Source organism: Dactylosporangium siamense (genome assembly GCF_016862795.1).
Taxonomy (GTDB): domain Bacteria; phylum Actinomycetota; class Actinomycetes; order Mycobacteriales; family Micromonosporaceae; genus Dactylosporangium; species Dactylosporangium siamense.
Map to the genome: position 1 here is coordinate 56,196 of NZ_BONQ01000018.1, position 19,275 is coordinate 75,470.

Annotated in this window: 12 protein-coding genes and 1 pseudogene; 6 read left to right on the forward strand and 7 right to left on the reverse strand. The window is 71.7% G+C overall.

Going from position 1 to position 19,275, the window contains the following annotated elements:
• Nucleotides 1–78: 78 nt before the first annotated feature.
• Together Dsi01nite_RS05435 and Dsi01nite_RS05440 are read left to right on the forward strand one after the other, a co-directional pair.
• The gene (locus tag Dsi01nite_RS05435; RefSeq protein ID WP_203844906.1) at nt 79–1,335 is read left to right on the forward strand and encodes an Nramp family divalent metal transporter; all 1,257 of its coding nucleotides are present in this window, start codon (nt 79–81) and stop codon (nt 1,333–1,335) included.
• A 248-nt stretch (nt 1,336–1,583) separates the two neighbouring features.
• On the forward strand, nt 1,584–2,735 hold the full coding sequence (locus tag Dsi01nite_RS05440; protein ID WP_203844907.1) for an oxalate decarboxylase family bicupin: 1,152 nt from the start codon (nt 1,584–1,586) through the stop codon (nt 2,733–2,735).
• Nucleotides 2,736–2,786: 51 nt separating this feature from the next.
• Here Dsi01nite_RS05440 and Dsi01nite_RS05445 read toward each other — a convergent pair whose 3' ends face one another.
• Both Dsi01nite_RS05445 and Dsi01nite_RS05450 read right to left on the reverse strand, forming a co-directional pair.
• Nucleotides 2,787–5,375 (reverse strand): chitinase C-terminal domain-containing protein, encoded by a 2,589-nt coding sequence (locus Dsi01nite_RS05445; protein WP_203844908.1) that lies wholly within the window; start codon nt 5,373–5,375, stop codon nt 2,787–2,789.
• A 109-nt stretch (nt 5,376–5,484) separates the two neighbouring features.
• Nucleotides 5,485–6,402, reverse strand: coding sequence for a hypothetical protein (locus Dsi01nite_RS05450; protein ID WP_203844909.1), 918 nt, complete (start codon nt 6,400–6,402; stop codon nt 5,485–5,487).
• A gap of 42 nt (nt 6,403–6,444) precedes the next feature.
• On the opposite strand from Dsi01nite_RS05450, the gene Dsi01nite_RS05455 reads away from it, so the two are divergent.
• Both Dsi01nite_RS05455 and Dsi01nite_RS05460 read left to right on the forward strand, forming a co-directional pair.
• Nucleotides 6,445–6,774: a putative quinol monooxygenase gene (locus tag Dsi01nite_RS05455; RefSeq protein ID WP_203844910.1), complete on the forward strand. Its 330-nt coding sequence runs from the start codon at nt 6,445–6,447 to the stop codon at nt 6,772–6,774.
• Nucleotides 6,775–7,018: 244 nt separating this feature from the next.
• Nucleotides 7,019–8,713, forward strand: coding sequence for a TerD family protein (locus Dsi01nite_RS05460; protein WP_203844911.1), 1,695 nt, complete (start codon nt 7,019–7,021; stop codon nt 8,711–8,713).
• Nucleotides 8,714–8,871: 158 nt separating this feature from the next.
• Here the strand turns inward: Dsi01nite_RS05460 and Dsi01nite_RS05465 are convergent, their stop codons facing one another.
• Nucleotides 8,872–9,876 carry a DNA glycosylase AlkZ-like family protein gene (locus tag Dsi01nite_RS05465; protein WP_239135705.1) on the reverse strand — a complete coding sequence of 335 codons (1,005 nt, stop codon included), beginning with the start codon at nt 9,874–9,876 and terminating at the stop codon, nt 8,872–8,874.
• Here Dsi01nite_RS05465 and Dsi01nite_RS57130 point away from each other — a divergent pair.
• Nucleotides 9,865–10,017: a hypothetical protein gene (locus Dsi01nite_RS57130; RefSeq protein ID WP_239135706.1), complete on the forward strand. Its 153-nt coding sequence runs from the start codon at nt 9,865–9,867 to the stop codon at nt 10,015–10,017. The genes Dsi01nite_RS05465 and Dsi01nite_RS57130 overlap by 12 nt on opposite strands.
• A gap of 121 nt (nt 10,018–10,138) precedes the next feature.
• Here Dsi01nite_RS57130 and Dsi01nite_RS05470 read toward each other — a convergent pair.
• The 4 genes and pseudogenes from Dsi01nite_RS05470 to Dsi01nite_RS05485 form a co-directional block, all read right to left on the reverse strand.
• A pseudogene (locus Dsi01nite_RS05470) lies at nt 10,139–10,825 on the reverse strand (IS5 family transposase); the annotation flags it as partial.
• Between the two features lie 174 nt (nt 10,826–10,999).
• Entirely contained in the window at nt 11,000–16,471 is a 5,472-nt protein-coding gene (locus tag Dsi01nite_RS05475; protein ID WP_203844913.1) for an ATP-binding protein, read from the reverse strand.
• Nucleotides 16,472–16,721: 250 nt separating this feature from the next.
• Complete coding sequence (locus Dsi01nite_RS05480) at nt 16,722–17,375, reverse strand: FMN-dependent NADH-azoreductase (RefSeq protein WP_239135707.1); 654 nt, start codon at nt 17,373–17,375, stop codon at nt 16,722–16,724.
• 196 nt (nt 17,376–17,571) lie between these two features.
• Entirely contained in the window at nt 17,572–18,039 is a 468-nt protein-coding gene (locus Dsi01nite_RS05485; RefSeq protein ID WP_203844915.1) for an Lrp/AsnC family transcriptional regulator, read from the reverse strand.
• A 131-nt stretch (nt 18,040–18,170) separates the two neighbouring features.
• Here Dsi01nite_RS05485 and pdhA point away from each other — a divergent pair, with 131 nt between their 5' ends.
• A complete protein-coding gene (pdhA, locus tag Dsi01nite_RS05490) occupies nt 18,171–19,271 on the forward strand; it encodes a pyruvate dehydrogenase (acetyl-transferring) E1 component subunit alpha (RefSeq protein ID WP_203844916.1) in 1,101 nt (366 codons plus the stop codon).
• The last annotated feature ends 4 nt before the right edge of the window (nt 19,272–19,275 follow it).

Here is a 19,275-nt window from a genome sequence, read left to right on the forward strand (position 1 = left end):
CCCGGCGCCCGCCGTGTCCGGTGAATCATGCCGGTGGCGTGAGGCCGGCTCGTCGCGGCCGGCAGCACGCTCGACCTCATGGCGGAAACCACGCGCGTCGTGACCACCGAGCGGCCGCAGGTCGTGCCGGGCCGGCCGGCGCGGCTGACACCGTTGATGGGCCCGGCCGTCGTCGCCGCCATCGCCTACGTCGACCCGGGCAACGTCGCCACCAACCTGACCGCCGGCGCCACCTCCGGCTACCGGCTGGTCTGGGTCGTCGTCGCCGCCAGCCTCGTCGCGATCCTGGTGCAGTACCAGGCCGCGAAGCTCGGTGTGGCGACCGGCCGGAGCCTGCCGGAGCTGTGCCGGGACCGGTTCCCGCGCTGGGGCCGGCGGATCCTGTGGCTGCAGGCGGAACTGGTCGTCCTGGCCACCGACCTCGCCGAGTTCGTCGGGGCGGCGATCGGCCTGCGGCTGCTGTTCGGCATGCCGGTCGCGCTGTCGGCGCTCGTCACCGCCGGCGTCTCGCTGCTGCTGCTCGCGCTGCGCCGGCGCGGCCGGACCCGGCGGTTCGAGTCCGCGACCGCGGCGGCGCTGCTGCTGATCGGCGCCGGCATGGCCTATGACCTGGTCACCGTCGGGCACCAGTCCGGGTCGGGGTTCGCCGGCGGGCTCGTGCCGCACCTCGGCGGCAGCGGCCAGATCGTCCTCGCGATGGGCATCGTCGGCGCGACCGTCATGCCGCACGCGGTCTACCTGCACTCGGCGCTCGCCAAGCCCGGCGCCCGCGCCGGTGCGCGCCCCCGGGACGTGCGGCGGGCGCTGCGCTACGACTGCGGGATCGCGCTGAGCGCCGCCGCGACCGTCAACGTGTCGATGATCGCGCTCGGCGCCGGGCTGGGCGCGCTGACCGGCGGCGCGTGGACCGGTGACCTGTTCGAGGCGCACAGCGTCCTCGCCGAACGCGTCGGCGGCGCCGCGGCCCTCGCCTTCGCGGTGGCTCTGCTGTCGTCCGGGTTCGCGTCCTCCGGCGTCGGCACCCTCGCCGGGGACGTGGTCATGGGTGGCTTCCTCGGCCGGCGGATCCCGGTGTACCTGCGCCGGATCGTCACCATGCTGCCGGCGGTGGTGCTGCTGACGATCGGCACGTCGCTGACCTCGCTGCTGGTGGCGAGCCAGGTCGTCATCTCCTTCGGCGTGCCGGTCGCGCTGTTCCTGCTCATCCACTTCTGCCGGGACCGGGCGCTCATGGGCCCGCTCGTCAACGCCCGGGTCACCACGACGGTGGCGGCCGTCGCGGCGGCGGTCGTCGCGGGCGTCGGCTGCGCGCTGCCGTTCCTGCTGCTGGCCTGACGCAGTGACAGTGACCATGACAGCGCCGGTGCCGGCCCGGATCCGGGCCAAGCTGCTCGGGTCGGGCGCGCTGACGGTCGCGGCCGTCCTCACCGGCGCGCCCGCGGTGACCGTCGTGGCGCTCGCCGCGACCTGCGCCGCGATCCCACTCGCCGCCGGCGTGCTCGGCGGTGCCGGACTGCTCCGGGCCGTGCTCGTGCCCGGGGCGGAGCTACCACGTACCAACTCCTCAGGAAGGTCGACGCAGAATGGCTCAGACGACCACCCAGCGGACGACGCCGCAGCCGAAGCGCGGGAACCGCGGCGGCACCGACACCGGCCCGCGGAACCTCGAACTGGACCTGCAGAACCCGGACCTGCTCACGCCGCCGGCGACGGACTACGGGACGATCCCGAACCTGAAGTTCTCCATGTCCATGGCGCACACCCGGATGGAGGAGGGCGGCTGGACGCGTGAGGTCACGCAGCGGGAGCTGCCGGTCGCCACCCAGCTGGCGGGCGTCGACATGAAGCTCAACCCGGGCGCCTACCGGGAGATGCACTGGCACAAGCAGTCCGAGTGGGCCTACGTGCTGGAGGGCAGCTGCCGCATCGGCGCCGTCGACCAGGAGGGGCGCACCTTCCTCGACGACGTGCAGCGCGGCGACCTGTGGTTCTTCCCCAAGGGGGTGCCGCACCACATCCAGGCGCTCGACGAGGGCGTGGAGTTCCTGCTCGTCTTCGACGACGGCATGTTCTCGGAGAACTCGACGTTCATGATCAGCGACTACTTCGCCCACACGCCGCAGAGCGTCCTGGCGAAGAACTTCGGCTGGTCGCAGGAGCTGCTGGCGAAGCTGCCGGAGCGGGAGAAGTACATCTTCAACGGGCAGGTCCCGCCGTCGCTCGAGTCCGACAAGCTGGTCAGTCCCACCGGTGACGTGCCGCGCACGTTCAAGCACCGCATGCTCGCCGAGACCCCGGAACGGTTCGAGGGCGGCTCGGCGCGGGTCGTCGACTCGACGAGGTTCGCGGCGTCGAACGCGATCAGCGCCGCGCTGGTGGAGATCGACCCGGGCGGGATGCGCGAGCTGCACTGGCACACGACCGACGACGAGTGGCAGTACTACATCTCCGGCACCGGCCGGATGGGGGTCTTCGCCGGCTCCGGCATGAACCGGACGTTCAACTACCAGGCCGGCGACGTCGGATACGTGCCGTTCGCCTACGGGCACTACATCGAGAACACCGGCAAGGAGCCCCTGGTGTTCCTGGAGATGTTCCGCAACCCGCGGTTCGAGGACATCTCCCTCAGCCAGTGGATGGCGAACACCCCGCCGGAGGTCGCCGCCGCCACCCTCAACCAGGACCGGGCGACGATCGAGGCGCTGCCGCACACGAAGCCGCGCATCACCCGCTGAGCACGGCCGTGCCGGGCCTTACCGAAGGGCCCGGCACGGAGCTGTGTGCGCTCAGCAGGCGCCCTGGTCCTCCCAGGCGCCCCACTGCCCGCTCGTCGACGGGTTCTCGCCCTGCGTCCACCACTTCGCCCGGTACTTGCGGCCGCTGTACTGCACGACCGTGTTGCCGGTGTACGCGCTGGTCGAGTTCCACACCGGCAGCGATGCGCAACCGGTGCCCGTGGACGTGCTGGGGCTCGTGCTCGGGCTCGTGCTCGGGCTCCGGCTCGGGGAAGCGCTGGTGCTCGGGCTCTTGCTGGGGGACGCGCTCGTCGACGGCGACGGACCGGAGCAGACGCCCTGGTCGACCCAGACCGCGTTGCCGCCCGGGGTGTCACCCTGCGTCCACCACTGGGCCTTCCACGTGTGGCCGTTGTGGGACACCAGGTTGCCGCCGGTGTACACAGTGGACGCCGACCACGCCGGAGCGGTGCAGGTGCCCGTCGACGGGTTCGTCGACACGGTGGGGGAGGCGGTCGGCGCGGTGCCGCCGCGGGCGTAGTCGGCCGAGAGGGCGTAGGTCTGCCCGCCGATGGTGAGCGTGAAGTTCGACGGTCCGGAGATCGGCAGCTGGTAGTTCAGCGTGACCTCGGCGAACGCGCCCGCCGCGATCGCCGGTACCGTCAGACGCACCCGGTTGAAGTCGCCCTTGAGACCGCCGACGTTGCTGCCGGTGTGCCCGGTCGACACGGTCGTCAGCGCCCACCCGGACTGCTGGCTGAGGTTGCCCGGCGCGGTGGTCGGGTAGTCGAACTCCAGCGTCGAGCCGGCCGGGATCGCCGCCCCGGTGTTGTTGGTCAGCCGCAGCTCCGGGTTGATCGGGTAGTTGTTGTCACCGAGCGCGAACCCGCCGACCGACACCCCGACGTTGAGGGTCTGCGTCGGCAGCGTGATGTTGGCTTTGCGGGCCCCGTACGGCGCGGCCGTCTTGAACTTGTCGTACAGCAGGTTCGTCAGGGTGTTGCCGATGTAGTACTCGTTGCGGGTCGCGTCCCACGCGTAGTCGCCGGCGAGCTCCCAGATCATGACGCCGCCGATGCCCTTGTTCACCACGTAGTCGGCCTTGGTGCCCAGCGACTGGTCGTCCTCGGTGGACAGGAACACCTGCTTCTGCGCGTTCCACAGCCACGGCGCGACCAGCGCGCTGGAGTAGTTGCGGGCGTAGGTGCCGGTGATGCGGTCCTCCGGGTCGGTCGCCGGGGTCAGCCCGTAGGCCTCCAGGTAGTCACCGGTGCGGCCCTCCTGCAGGTTCTTCGCGTGCCACATCGGGTTGGCGCCCGCGGGCACCTCCGCGTTGAGCTCGACGTCGTGCCACAGGTTGTCGATGCCGACCGCGCCGTTGCCGCACGGGGTGGTCGAGCCGATCGCCCCGCCGGTGCCGGCCGGGCACTTCGTCTGGTCCGGCAGCGCCGCCCGGCCCCACAGGCCGTTGGTGCCGCCGGTGACGCCGCGCCAGCCACGGGTGTAGTACGGCACGCCGATGTTGATCCGGCCGGACTGCATCGCGCCGCGGAAGTAGTGGTACGCCCAGTCGGTGTTCAGGTACCCGATGTTCGAGTACGCCCCGTACACACCGCCGGTGGACAGTTCCGCGTCGTCGCCGTTGTCGTACAGGGCCGCGTTCGGCCCGACGAAGTTGTTCCACGAGCCGTGCAGGTCGTAGGACATGATGTTGACGTAGTCGAGGTACTGCAGCGCCTGGTAGGACTCCAGGCCGCGCAGCAGCCAGCCGGACGCGGGCGCGGCGACGGTCACCATGTAGTACTTGCCGTCGCTGGCCGCGGCCGCGTCGAGCTTCTCCCGCAGCGTCTTCATCAGCAGGTGGTAGGAGGCGTTGAGGCCGGCCCGCTTCGCGTCCGCCTGGGCGAAGTCGAGCGGGTTGCCGGCCTTCGCGTTCGACGTCGGGTACTCGTAGTCGATGTCCACGCCGTCGAAGCCGTACGTGCGCAGGAACGTCACGACCGAGTCGGCGAACGTGTTGATGCCGGCGACGTTGACGCTGTTGTCGCTGTTCGTGGTCATCCGGTAGAAGCCGCCGGAGTCGATCCGGTCGCCGTTGTCGGCGAAGTAGCCGCCGGTCTCGGCCCAGCCGCCGACGCTGATCAGCGTCTTGACCTGCGGGTGCTGCTTCTTGAACTTGTTGAGCAGGTTGAAGTGGCCGGTGTAGGAGTACGCCGGGTCCATCTCCGCGCCGGCGGTGCCGGGCCAGGTCATGTTCGTCGCCGCGTTGTTCGCCGCGGTGGGCGTGCCGACGGAGATCTTGTTCGTGCCGTCGACGTGCGCGAAGGCGTAGTTGACGTGGGTGACCTTGTCCCACGGGATCTGGCTGGCGAGATACGCGGGGGCGCCGTTCTTGCCGGTGCGCCAGCTGGTGAAGTACCCGATGATCCGGCGGCCGTGGTCGGCGCCGAGGTTCTCGCGGCCGTTGGTGTCGTACACGTTGCAGTACGGCACCGTGACGCCCGGGGTCGGGTACAGCCCGTCCGGACGGCAGGCGGCGTGGTCGACCTCCGCGTTGGCGGTGGTCACGAAGAACGCCGCGGAAGCGGCCACGAGCGCGGCTGTCGCGGCGGACAGGAGGTGCAGGGTACGTCGTCGCATAGAACCCTCGCCAACCGTTAATAAAGTTAACAGTAAAGTGTCCTAGATGTATAGCGGCCATCGACGACGGTGCGCAAGAGCCAGGCTTAACGGCGCCTTAGTACGCGACTTATTTCTGGACGGACCGGTGCAGGGCCTGCATCGCGAGGATCGATGAGCGGACTTCCTGCAGCAGCTCGGTGGTCGCCAGGGGCCGGCCCCACTCGGCCGTCGCGAGGTCGTCCATGCCGATCGTCTCGATGCCGCAGCCGTAGGTTCGGCCCAGCAGCCGGACCGCGTCGCAGTGCTGGTGCCGCACATAGGGGTCGTTGGTCACCACGAGGACGCGGTCGCGCTCGGTGGGGGTGTGGATGTGCTCCGCCCAGCCGAGCAGGGTGCAGGCGGTGCTCGCGCGCAGCGGCAGCCGGGTCGACGCGGCGGCCAGGACGTGGACCCTGTCGTGCGGCCAGGCCTGGTGCCACCAGCCGTCGCCGGAGCGCGTCGTCGTGGGCGCGGGCAGGTCGAGGAAGCGCCGCAGCGCGGCCGTCATCATGTCGGCCTCGGTATCGAGGGTGCCGAGCCCCAGGCGGATGCCTTCGCGGTGCTCCCGGTCGTCGCGGTGCCGGAGGCTGCCCAGCCCGGCGACGGTGCCGGTTCTCACGTCGCCGCCCAGGAGGCGGGCGGTGAAGTCGACCCGGCCGAGGGTGACCCGGATGCCGCCACCGAGGATGACCACGTGGTCGTAGCGGTCGTGCGCGGGGCGGGTCCGGCCGCCGAGGCCGAGGGCGTGGATCAGGGCCCGGATCCGCTCGTCCGCCTCGCCGTAGCCGACCCGGGCGGTGTCGAACCGCTCCTTCGTCCCGCCGCGGAAGTCCCACACCGCGCAGAAGGCCGCCACCTCGTCCAGGGCCGGGCCGCCGGGCACCTCGCCGCCGAACTGGCCCACCAGGTCGCGCATGGCCGCCGAGCTGAACCACGCCTCGATCGAGGCGGTCACCGCGGCCGGGTCCACGCCGCCGGGCTCGCACGGGGGCAGTGGTTCCGACACGGATCAGGAGCCTACCGCAGGTCGCGGCGGTACCCTGGAGCGATGATCTTCATCACCGCGAAGTTCCAGGTCCGGCCCGAATACGCCGACCGGTGGGGCGAGCTGACGGGTGATTTCACCCGGGCGACCCGGGCGGAGCCGGGGTGCCTGTGGTTCGAGTGGTCCCGCAGCCTCGACGACCCGTCCTCGTACGTCCTGGTGGAGGCGTTCCGCGACGACGCCGGCGCGGCGCACGTGGAGTCCGCGCACTTCAAGGAGATGCAGCGGACGCTGCCGCGGTATCTGGCCGCGACGCCGCGCATCGTCAACGCCACCGTCGAGCAGGACGGCTGGTCGGAGCTCGGCGAGCTGGCGGTGCCGTCCGGTCCATAGTGGCCGGTCGGCGGCGGGCCGCGGGGCCGGTCGGCGGCGGGCGGGCCGGTCGGCCGCGGGCCGGTCGGCGGCGGGTCGCGGGGCCCGGTCGGCCGCGGGCAGGTCGCCGGCGGTCGGTCGGCTGCGGGTCGGTCGGCTGCGGGCCGGTCGGCGGCCGGCCGGTCCATAGTGGACGTTCGGGGGTGTGCGGCGTTGATCGACTCCGAGATACGGTCTCGATACGCTCACGCCGGAGGTGACCCGCATGACGACCGCAGCACTCGCCCGCGGCGCGAACACCGCGATCGACGAGACGGCGGTCGAGGCCCGCGTGGCCTGGCGCGCCGGCGCGACCGTCGACGCGTGCGCGCTGCTCGTCGGCGAGGGCGGCAAGGTGCGCGGCGACGCCGACTTCGTGTTCTACAACCAGCCGCGGGACGGGTCGGGCGCGGTGTCGTTGCGTACCGACGGATCCAACGCGGCGAACCTCGCCGTCGACCTCGCACGCGTGCCCGCGGACGTCGCCGGTGTCGTCATCGCCGGCTCGATGGACACCGGCACGTTCGACGCGGTGCCGGGCCTCGAGGTCACCGTCCGGGGCCCGGGCGGCCGGGTCCTCGCGAGCTTCCCGGTGCGCGACGTCGAGCCGGTCACCGCGATGGTGTTCGGCGAGTTCTACCGGCGGCAGGGGCGCTGGAAGTTCCGCGCCATCGGGCAGGGCTGGGACTCCGGGCTCGACGGCCTGGTGACGGCCTATGGCGTGACGGTCACCTCGTCGCCTTCCTTGCCTGCGGCGCCTCCCTTGCCTGCCGCGCCTCCCTTGCCTGCCGCGCCTCCCTTGCCTGCCGCGCCTCCCTTGCCTGCCACGCCTGCGTCGCCTTCCTTGCCTGCGGCGCCGTCCTCGCCCCGGCCGGACTGGTATCCGGCGCACGGAAACCCTTCCCAGTTGCGCTGGTGGAACGGCACCGAGTGGAGCGTGCAGACGGTGCCGCTCATCCACGACACGCCCACCGTCTGCGGGCGGTGCGGCGGGCCGAAGTACCGCAACCACGCCGGCGTGCAGTCCACCTGCCGCCGGTGCGAGCCGGAGATCGCCAACGTCCTGAACGTGTGGCGGGGCCGGGCGGCCCGGGTCCTCGCCACGTCCGGGACCGCCGAGCCGGCGTGGTCACAGCTGTGGGCCGAGCTGCGCCACCAGCGGGTGCGGGAGGACGCCGGCCTTTCGGCGCTGCGCCCCCTCGCGCTGCAGCATCTGCATCAGCTGCTGACGTTCGCGTTCGCCGACGGCGTCATCGAACAGCACGAGATGGACGCGTTCGACGAGGCGGTCGCCGCCCTCCGCGTCGTCGACCCGGTGATCAGCGACATGCGCCGCCGGTTGCGCCGCGGCCTCGAACTCGGCCTGATCAGCAACGGCGACGTACCCCGGGTCACCTCCAGCACCCTGCACCTCGACGCGGACGAGATCCTGCACCTGGAGGTGCCGGCGGCGCGGGTGCAGCAGCAGGCAAGGGGAACCAAACGCAGCAGCGGCCGCCTGATCGTGACGAACGCCAAGCTGCGCTTCGTCGGTGACAGCACCGGCTCCGACCTCGCCTGGGCGAAGGTCCTCGAGGCACGCCCCGAGTACGGCACCGTCGTCGTCGCGGCCACCACCTCCCGCGGCGGCGGCACCTACGAGGTCGGCGACCCCGAGTACGTGGCCGCGGTCCTCACCGGCGTCGTGAAGATCGCCAAGCGGACCGCTCAGTTGCCGGCCCAGCGCGACTCCCGGTCCGTCCCGCCCGCGGTCAGGGCCGAGGTGTGGCGCCGCGACGGCGGTGCGTGCGTGGAGTGCCAGGCCACCGAGTACCTCGAGTTCGACCACGTCATCCCGTGGAGCCGCGGCGGCGCGACCAGCGTCGGCAACCTCCAGCTGCTGTGCCGCCGCTGCAACCTCGCCAAGGGCGCCCGCATCTGACGCCGTTCGTGCCGCCGTCGTTGACCGCTGTTTGACCGCTGTCGGTGGCCGCTGTCGTTGATCGCTGTTTGACCGCCGTCGTTTGGTCGTCGTTGTTGATCGCTGTTTGACCGCCGTTGTTGGCGGTCGTCGTTGATCGCTGTTTCGGCGCGGCCGATTTATCGCTGCAGGTCGAGGCCGAGCCAGGCGGCCAGCTCCGCGATCTCGGCGTCGACGGCGGTCCGGTCGAACGGCTCGTCCTCGTGGACCGCGTTGACCCGCAGCACCCCCGCCTTGCGGTCCGCGGTCGCGTCGAGCTTGCCGACGAGCCGGTCACCGAGCAGGATCGGCAGCGCGTAGTACCCCCACCGGCGGTTCGCGACCGGCTTGTACATCTCCAGCCCGTAGTCGAAGCCGAACAGCTCCAGGGTCCGCTTCCGGTCGTGAATCAGCCGGTCGAACGGCGACAGCAGCGCGGCCCGACCGGTGAACGGCTCCCCGAGCCGGTCGAGCTGCCCGGGATCGACCCGCCACGCGCCCTTGACGCCCTCGACCACCACGGGCTCACCGACCTCGCCGACGCCCCACGGCTCGATCGGCACCTCCGTCGTCTTCGCCCGGGCGATCCCGAGCGCCCGCAGCCGCCGCTCGCCCCGCCGGCGCGGCGCCTCGTCCGCGGGGACGGGCGGGCCGTCCGGGTACACCCGCTCGGCCAGGTCCCACAGCCGGTCCCGGCCCTGCCGCCCGGCGACCGCCACCTCACCCATCGCCGCCATCAGATCGAGGAGCCGGATCACGTTCTGGTCGTTGGTCCACCCGGTCGACGCCCACGGCACCGCGCACGTGTCCGGCAGCGTCCGCGACGGCAGCGGCCCGTCCGCCGCCAGCCGGGCGAGAATGTCCTGCCGGCACGCGTCATTGGCCCGGATCCACTCGGGATGCCGCGAGTACTTGAACGCCCCGGGCGCGTGGTCGCGGCGCAGTGCCATCTCCGCCCGGTACAGCGCGAGGTCCTCGGCCGGCCGGATCGTCGCGGCCAGCTCGACGAGCTCGCGCCGCTTGAGCGCGTCGACCAGGTCGGCCGGTGCGTACGTGGCACCGAGCCGGCTCCACGCCACGAGATCCGCGGTGGGCGCGATCGCCGCGGTCGGGTCGATCTGCAGCAGCGTCAGGTGCCGCACCACGTCGAGGAGCCCACCGGGTCGGGGCCGCTGGTCGCCGAGGAGTTCGACGGGCCGGGGCCGCTGAGCGTCGAGGAGCTCATCGGGCCGCTGGTCATCGAGCAGCTGCGCGCGCACCGCGATCCGACGCGCGTCAACGAGTGAGAGCCGGTGTGTGGTCACCACCCGAGGCTATGACGCGACCGGCGTTTGCTGTGCACCGAGTGGTGCCGCGTCTGATCACCCCGTCCGGCGACCGCTTCACTTGCACGGTACCCCAGCCCACCTAATCGATCTCCGATGCCGCCACCGTCCGCGTACCCTCGGTGATTCGGCTCGGCAGGGCCCCTGGTGGGACGGCGCGATAGATGCTGGCGCGTTTGGCGTAGCGGGTGGCGAGGTCCCGCCACTGCTTGAACCGGTTGAAACACCGCTCCACGACGTTGCGCTGCCGGTACAGGGCCTTGTCGAAGTCCGGTGCTCGTCCACCGGGCTGGTTGATGCTGATCGCGTCCAGCAGGCGCAGCAGTTGCGGGTTGTCGCCGGCCTGACACGGGGTGAGCAGGATCGACAACGGCCGCCCCGCCCGTCGACCGCGATATGAATCTTTGCGCTCAGCCCGCCCCGGGACCGGCCGATCGCCTCACCGTCCTGCGCACCGACCGTCGCACCGGTAGCGCCCAGGCCTGCAGATCCCCTTTTTGTGGGCGCCAGCCGCGTGCTGATGCGCCCGGACCACCGAGGAATCCACGGAGATCGTCCACTCCACCGGCGCCCCGTCGTCGTGAACCTGCGCCACGGCAAGGATCCGGTCCCAGGTGCCGTCAGCGGTCCACCGCCGCAACCGCTCATGACACGTCCTCCACGGCCCATAGCGTTCCGGCAGATCCCGCCACGGCGCACCCGTCCGCGTCTTCCACAAGATCCCGTCGAACACCTGCCGATGGTCGCGCCACCTGCCCGAACGCTTCCCAGTCGCAACCCGGTGTCCAGCTGGTGTCGCGGCACCGCCGCGCGATCCACCCAGGCCGCCCAGGAGCACCGCGCGATCCACCCAGGCCGCCCAGGAGCAAATGCCGGCCTGCCGGGTGCCCCAGGAGCGATGCCGGCCCGTCGCAGACGGGACGGCATCGCACCGTGCGGTGGGTCAGCGCTTCAGGCCGTGCTCGATCGCCTCGATGATGCGGGGGCGCAGCTCCGCGGCGCTGATGATCGCGTCCACGGAGCCGACGGTGACGGCCCGCTGGATGTTGTGGACGCGGTCGAACTCGGCGGCCACCTCGCCGAGTTTCTCCGCGCGCACGGCGGAGTGCACCTCGGCCAGTTGGGCGTTGAGCGCGGCCCGCTCGGCGCCGCTGGCCGCGGTGATGCGGGCCTGCAGGTCCGTCACGCGTGGGTCGGTGGCGGTGCGGTTGTTCACGTCGCCGGTGAAGACCACGGCCGCGGCCGGGGCGCCGCCGAGCACGGAGGCGAACGAGCCTTCGAGGGCGAGGACCGTCATGTTCGGGTTCAGCGCCTTGGAGAAGACCACGAACGCGCCGCCGTGGTAGCGGGAGATGACGCAGAAGACGATCGGGCCCTCGAAGTTGACGATGGCCCGGCCGATCTCGGCGCCGTACTCCAGCTGCAGTTTGCGCATCGACTCGGGGGAGCCGTCGAACCCGGAGAGGTTCGCCAGGACGACGAGGGGACGGTTGCCGGAGGCGGCGTTGATGGCCCGCGCGGTCTTCTTCGAGGAGCGCGGGAAGAGGGTGCCGGCGGTGTACGTGTCGGGCCCGTCAGTAGGCGGGAAACCGCGCCGCGGCACCGATCGGGACTCGATGCCGATGAGGCAGACGGGCCAGCCGCCGATGTGGACGTCCTGCACGGCGGAGGTCTCGGCGTCGGCCATGCCGGCCCAGCGTTCCAGGACGGGGTGGTCCTGGTCGGACAGGGCGCGCATCACGGTGCGGATGTCGAAGGGCTTCTTGCGGTCGGGGTTGTGCGCCGCGGAGAAGATCTGCCCGACGGTGGTGAAGTCGCTGCCGGCAAGCACGTGCGGGAAGTCCGAAACGTCCCGATCAACACCATCAGTGGTAACAGCCCTGCGGGGACCGGTCTCACCCGGGACGACGTACGTGTGGTCGTAGTGTGCCATCAGCACGTCGCGGGCCGCCGGCAGGTGCGGCGCCCAGTACTGCGCCTGGCCGTTCGGGCCCATGACGCGGTCGTAGCCGCCGATGCCGTAGTTGTCCTCGGCGGACACGCCGCCGGAGAAGTCCAGGGACTGCTTGCCGGTGAGCACCATCGCCGAGTCCGGGGTCATGACGAGGATGCCCTTGGTGTGCATGAGCATCGTCGCCTCGGCGTTCCAGTACGGCTGGGCGCCGACGTTGATCCCGGCGACCACGATGTTGATCTCGCCGCCGTCCTGGGTGAAGGTGACGATCCGCTTGAGGGCGGCGGCGACCCAGTCCATGTTCTCGGTGCCGGAGCTCATCGAGATCTTCGCGCCGGCGGACAGGGCGAACCACTCCAGCGGCACCCGCATGGAAGCGGCGAGGTCGAGCGCGGCGATCACGCGGGAGCACTCGGGCTCGGCGAGGGCGCCGAGGGCCTTCGTCGGGTCGCCGAGGAGCACGACGCGGGTGATGCCCTCGGGGTGCCGCTCGGTGGGGGTGGTGACGACGCCGGCGACGATCGCGGCGGTGTTGCGGCCCTTCGGCCGGTCGACGGGCACGAGGACGCCGTCGACCAGGTCGTGCTCGACGAACGTGCCGAGGAGGTCGGTCAGCTCGTAGGGGTACACGTTGCCGCGGCGGGCCGCGCGCAGCACCTTCTGCCGGTAGTCGTCCAGGGGCTGCAGCGGCTCCGTCGACGGCTTGTCGACGAACAGCTGCACGCCGTGGCCGGGGTCGAAGGTGATCCGCACGGCGACCTCGCTGAGGTCGCCGGCCGAGTTGCGCTGCCGGGCGATGAACTGGACCTCTTCGAGGCCGGCGCCCGCGGTCGTCGGCAGGATGCGCTGGACGAGGGCGTTGAGCTCGTCGCCGGTCAGTTCGGTGGACGGCCAGACGTACATGAGGATCCGGTTCGTGTCGAACCGCTTGTTCTGCGGGCGCTGTGCCTGGATGTTGCGGATCGCGTCGAGGCCGGCGGTGATCGCGTCCTCGACGGCGGGCAGTGCGACGAGCCGGCCGTCGGCCTCGCGCAGCGGGGTCAGGTCGCGGACCTGCCCCATCGCGATGAGCCGCTCGTCGGACGGGTTGCTGCGGGCGACGGCCTTGAACAGGTAGACCTCCTCGTCCGCCGACGGCAGCCGGGTGAGGTCGAACTCGCGCAGCCGGTGCAGCTGCAGCCGCTGCGCGATCTGCGGGTGCAGCCCGCGGATGAGCCGATCTTCAATGAACAAAGAGCCGGACGGCCGGAACGTGAAGTGGTGGTGCATCACGGCGCCGCTGGTGCCGGCGACGGTGGTGGTGATCCGGCGCACCCCGGCCGGCAGCGCCTGCTCGGCGAGCAGCTCGCCGAGCCGCACCGCCATCGCGTCGGCGTCCGGCTGGTCCTCCCACGTCACGTACAGGTCGGCGACGAGCCCGTTGTCGGCGATTCCGAGCGCCAGCTCGGTGACCGCGCCGAGGGCGTGCGGCAGGGCGGCGATGTCGACGGCGGTGGTGACGATGCGGACCACGCCGGAGGAGTCGGTGCGGTCGGCGGTGACGAACCGGCAGCCGGCCACCTCCCGCAGCTGCACGTCGGACAGCGCGCGGTTGCCGTAGTAGCGCCGGGTCAGGACCTCCAGCAGTGGCGCGTGGTCGCGGCCGGGCCGGCCGATCCGCTGGCCGATCAGCCGGACCAGGGGCTCGGCGCTGGCCACCATCGCCTGGATCCGCTCGGCCCGGTCGGGCGCGTCCGGGTTGTCGTCCAGGTGGTGCAGGTCCTCGCGGACCGCGGCGTAGACCTTGGCCCGGTTGCGGCGCAGCAGCGGCTGGGCGAACCAGCGGAACACCACGCCGCGGGCCAGGTCCGACACCGCGGGGAAGCGGACCTGGGTGGCCTCGACGAGGTGCTCGAGGGTGAGGCCGGCGCGCTCGCTGAGCGACTCGAGGGGCGGCAGCCCGGCCAGCCACTGGCGCAGCAGCTCCGACACGACCGCGACGTCGGTGGACATCCGCTGCTGGGCCAGGAAGATGCGGAACACCGCGGACTCCAGCTCCGGGGTGCGGTCCAGTTCGGTGACGCCGTAGTGCGCCAACGCCTTGCGCAGCTTGGCCTGGAACCCTTCGGGCAGGCCGGCCCGCTCCACGTCGAGGCTCTGCAGGTAGCTGTGGAAGAACTCGCGCGGGCTGTGCACCGGGCTGCCGGGCTCGTCGTCGAACTCGCCGCCGGGCTTGTTGCGGCTCAGCTCCGACAGGTCCGCGAACACGGTCAGCAGGTTCAGCTCGCCTTCCAGGGGACGGCCGCCGAGCTCGGCCCGGGCGGCCAGGTAGCCCGACAGCAGGCGCCGGCCGTCCTGCGGGTCGACGTCGAAGCCGAGCAGCAGGCTGCACAGGTCCTGCAGGCCGCGCTCGACCCGGTCGGCCGCGGACACGTCGACCGGCTCCGGCGGCAGCTCGATCTCGGCGATCTCGGCGACCTCGGCGGTGGCGGCGACATCCGAGGAGTCGGCGAGGGGTTCCAGGCGCATCAGCGGCGCGCCGGTCTCGACCTGGCTGCCGACGGACACCGGGCACTCGCGGACCCGGGCGCGGAACGGCGCGCGCAGCACCGTCTCCATCTTCATGCTCTCCAGCACGAGGATCGGCGCGCCGGCCTCGACCTCGTCGCCGACGGTCAGCGGCGTCGCCACGACCAGGGCCGGCGCGGGGGAGCGCACGACGCCGCCCTCGTCGCGGCTGATCCGGTGGGTGGTGCCGTCGACCTCGACCAGGTGGATCGGGCCGTGCGTGGCCGTCACGAGGCGGAAGCGGTGGCCGTTGACCACGATCCGGCCGCTGTGCTCGTCGAAGCGTTCGATCTCGACGTCGACGGGGTGCACGTCGCCGCCGCCGGAGACGCCGACGCGGTAGCGCTTCGGCCCGGTGCGGGCGACGCTGACCCGGTAGCCGGCGCCGCGCAGCTTCAGGTCGAGGGGGCGGCCGGTCTCGTGCTGGACCTGGGGCCGCCCGCCGTGCGCGGTGGACAGCAGCCGGTGCCGGCTGATCTCCTCCTCGTCCTGGTAGGCCTCGATCGCGGCGGCGGCCAGGGCGATCGCGGAGTGGCGGTGGCTGACGAGGCGGCCCTCGGCGCGGACCCGGTCGATCCAGCCGGTGTCGGCGCTGGCGTCGATCACCTCGGGCTGGTCGAGCAGGTCGAGCACGAAGCTCTTGTTCGTCGTGCCGCCCTCGATGATGACGGTCGTCTCGGCCATCGCCCGGCGCAGCCGGCCCAGGGCCTCGGTGCGGTCGCGGCCGTACGCGATGATCTTCGCGATCATCGAGTCGAAGTCGGCGGGGATGGTGTCGCCCTCGCTGACGCCGGTGTCGACCCGGATGCCGGGCCCGGCGGGCAGGGCGAGGCGGGCGATGCGGCCGGGGGACGGCGCGAAGTCGCGGTCGGGGTCCTCGGCGTTGAGCCGCGCCTCGACGGCGTGGCCGATCTCGACCGGCTGCGGGCCCTCGAGGCGGCCGCCGCCCGCGACGTGCAGCTGCAGCTTGACCAGGTCGGTGCCGGTGGTGATCTCGGTGATCGGGTGCTCGACCTGCAGCCGGGTGTTGACCTCGAGGAACGCGAACAGCCGCTCGCCGGGGTGGTACAGGAACTCGACGGTGCAGGCGCCGCGGTATCCGACGGCGACGGCGAGCCGCTCCGCGGACGCCTTGAGCTCCGCGGTCTGATCCGGGGAAAGGACCGGCGACGCCGACTCCTCGATGATCTTCTGGTTGCGCCGCTGCACGGAGCAGTCGCGCACGCCGAGCGCCCACGCGGTGCCCTGGCCGTCGGCGATGACCTGGACCTCGACGTGCCGGGCGCCGGTGACCAGGCGCTCCAGGAACACGACGCCGGAGCCGAAGGCGCGCAGCGCCTCCTGGCTGGTGCGCTCATACGCGTCGGTCAGGTCCGCGGCGGAGGCCACCATGCGGATGCCGCGCCCGCCGCCGCCGGCGGTCGCCTTGAGCATCAGCGGGTAGCCGATCTCCTCGCCGGCCCGCAGCGCGTCGTCGAGGGTGGCGACCGCGCCGCGGCTCCACGGCGCTACCGGTACACCGACCTCCTCGGCCATCAACTTCGAGCCGATCTTGTCACCGAGCTTGCGCATCGCCTCCGCGCTCGGTCCGACGAACGTCACGCCGAGCTTGTCGCACAGCTCCGCGAACGTCGGGTCCTCCGCGACGAACCCCCAGCCGACCCAGGCGGCGTCCGCGCCGGTGCGCACCAGGGCCTGCTCCAGGACGGCGTGGTCCAGGTAGGGCCGGGCCGAGGCGGGTCCCAGCGGGTAGGCGATGTCCGCCTCCCGGACGAACGTCGCGGTCCGGTCGGCGTCCGTGAAGAGAGCGACCGTCTCGATCCGCGTCCCGGTCTCGGCCGACAGATCCCGGACGGCATGGATGAGCCGCATCGCGGCCTCTCCGCGGTTGACGATGGCGACACGACTGAACACCGGTTGAGCCTCCCAAGAACCAACGGCCCGCGCCGCGGAGCGGCGTCGCCGACAAACAGCAGGCGACGTCCCGGGTTCCGGAGCGTCGCCTGCACCTTGTTCCACCCTGCGTGATTACCGCCGAGTACGCCACTGTGCCGATCACGTAACCCGGTGCCGTCGAGTTGTTGGGATCCTACAAAAGAGGTCTGCGCCATCCGCCATTTCAGGAGTGACCGGCGTCACCCTGTGGTAACCGAAGGTTCTCGTGTCATTGGTGCGGCAGGTGTACGGGTGGCGCCGCGAACGCCGGTGCCAGGTGCTGCGCCCGGCTGATCGCGGTGGTCATCGCCGACTCGCGCAGCGCCGAGACGTCGGTCGGCTGTGCGTAGATGAAGTCGATGTCGGTGATCCCGACGAACCCGAAGATGGACCGCAGGTAGGGCTCCTGGAAGTCGAGCGCGTGCAGCGGCCCGGCGGGCGAGTAGTCGCTGCCCCGCGCGGTGACGCAGACCATCCGCTTGCCGTGCACGAGCGGCTCCGGGTAGCCCAGGTCGTTGAACCGGAACAGGTAGCCGGGCTGCACGATGCAGTCGATGTAGTACTTCAGCGTGTACGGGATGCTCAGGTTCCACATCGGGGTGGAGATCAGGTAGGCGTCCGCCGCCAGGAACCGCGCGATGAGCTGCTCGATCTGCCGCCACGACTCGACGTGCTCGCGCCCGATCGGCTGCCCCTGGTTGAGCGTGTACTTGGTCTCGATGTTGTTCCCGGCGAGCGCCGGCAGATCCCGGTTGAACAGGTCGACGACCTCGACCTCAAGATCCGGCGCGTGCCGGCCGAGCTCGTCGAGGAACTGCTGGGACACCTGCAGGGTGTTCGACTTGTCGCTGCGGGGTGAGGCGATGACGTGCAGGACCTTCATGGTCTCCCTCTTCTGGGCACGCGCAGCGACGGGAATGTCGCCCGTCAATTGTCGACAGTCGACCATCGCTGCAAGATCGCCCGGACGGCCACTTCCGCCGACCCGTTGAGCGGCCCGCGCCACGCAACGGCCGAGCCGGCACGAACCTGGCACCCGTACGAGCTGAGCCGGTGCGGCGGGATCGCCGACAGCACGGTCAGCGGGACTCCCACATCGACGCGGCCGTCGGTGGCTCGAACTCCTCGAAGACCAGCAGGGTGCGGGTGCTCACCACGCCCGGCATGCCCTGGATGACGTCCAGGACGAGGCGGCGCAGGTCGGCGTTGTCCTTGGCGCGCACCAGCAGGATCACGTCGAACTCGCCGCCGACGAGGGCGATGTGCACGACCCCCGGCAGGGCCCGCAGCTGCTCGCCGACCACCCGCCACTCGGCCTGGCGCAGGTTGACCGTCACGTACGCCGACGTGCCCATCCCGGCGGCCACGTGGTCGACGTCGGCGCGGAAGCCACGGATGACGTCCGTGTCCCGCAGGCGCTGCACCCGGGCGTAGGCGTTGGCGCGGGAGATGTGCAGCAGTTCGGCCAGGGTGCGCATCGACATGCGGCCGTCCCGGCTGAGCTCCACGAGGATCCGGCGGTCGATGTCGTCGAGCGGGGCGGCCACCTGTCTCGGCCCCCTTCCTGAACGAAGCCTAGGTTTGGACGTTTGGCATCGTACGGTGGGCTCCGGGCCTCCATCTTCTCGTTCTTCGCCGGGAACTGGAACGCGAATGGCGCGAGGCCCAGGATTGCGGCATGACGCGTGACCCGAGTCACCTGCTGCCGGCCGCGGAGCCGGTGGCCCTGATCGACGCCGACGGACGGGCCATCAAGGGCGCCGACGGCACGGCGTACCCCGCGCCGGACGACGCGGCACTCGTCAAGGCGCTCGGGGCGCTGCTCACCGCGCGGCGGCTCAACGACCAGGCGTACGCGCTCGTGCGGCAGGGACGGCTGGCGGTGTACCCGTCCTCGCACGGGCAGGAGGCCTGCCAGGTCGCCGCGGCCCAGGTCCTCGACGAGGGCGACTGGCTGTTCCCGACCTACCGGGACACGGTCGCCGCCGTCGGCCGGGGCGTCGACCCCGTCGAGGCGCTGAGCCTGCTCAAGGGCGACTGGCACTGCGGCTACGACCCGCACGAGCATCACGTCGCGCCGCACGCCACGCCCCTGGCCACCCAGCTGCCGCACGCGGTCGGGGTCGCGCACGCGGCCACCCTGCGGGGTGAGCCGACCGTCGTCATGGCCATGTGCGGCGACGGCGGCACCAGCGAGGGCGACTTCCACGAGGCGCTGAACTTCGCCGCCGTCTTCCACGCCCCGGTCGTGTTCTTCATCCAGAACAATGGTTACGCCATCAGCGTCCCGCTGTCCCGGCAGACCGCGGCGCCGTCCCTGGCGCACAAGGGCGTCGGCTACGGCGTGCCCGGCGAACGCGTCGACGGCAACGACATGGCCGCGCTGCTCGCCGTCCTCGGCGCCGCCGTCGCCCGGGCCCGCGCCGGCGGCGGCCCGCAGCTGGTCGAGGCGCTCACGTATCGGATGCAGGCGCACACCAACGCCGACGACGCCACCCGCTACCGCGACGACGCCGAGGTCGCCGCGTGGGTCGAACGGGACCCGATCACCCGGCTGCGGACCCACCTGCTCGACCGCGGCCTGATCGGCCCCGAGCAGTTGCAGGACTTCGCCGCCGAGGCCGAACGCGTCGCCACCCACCTGCGCGACGGCCTCAACCGCGACGTCGAGCCCGACCCGGCCGACCTGTTCGCACACGTCTACGCGACCCCCACGCCGCAGCTGCGGGAGCAGGCGGCCCTGGTGGCCGACGAGCTCAGCCGAGAAGGAGCCCGCTGATGAC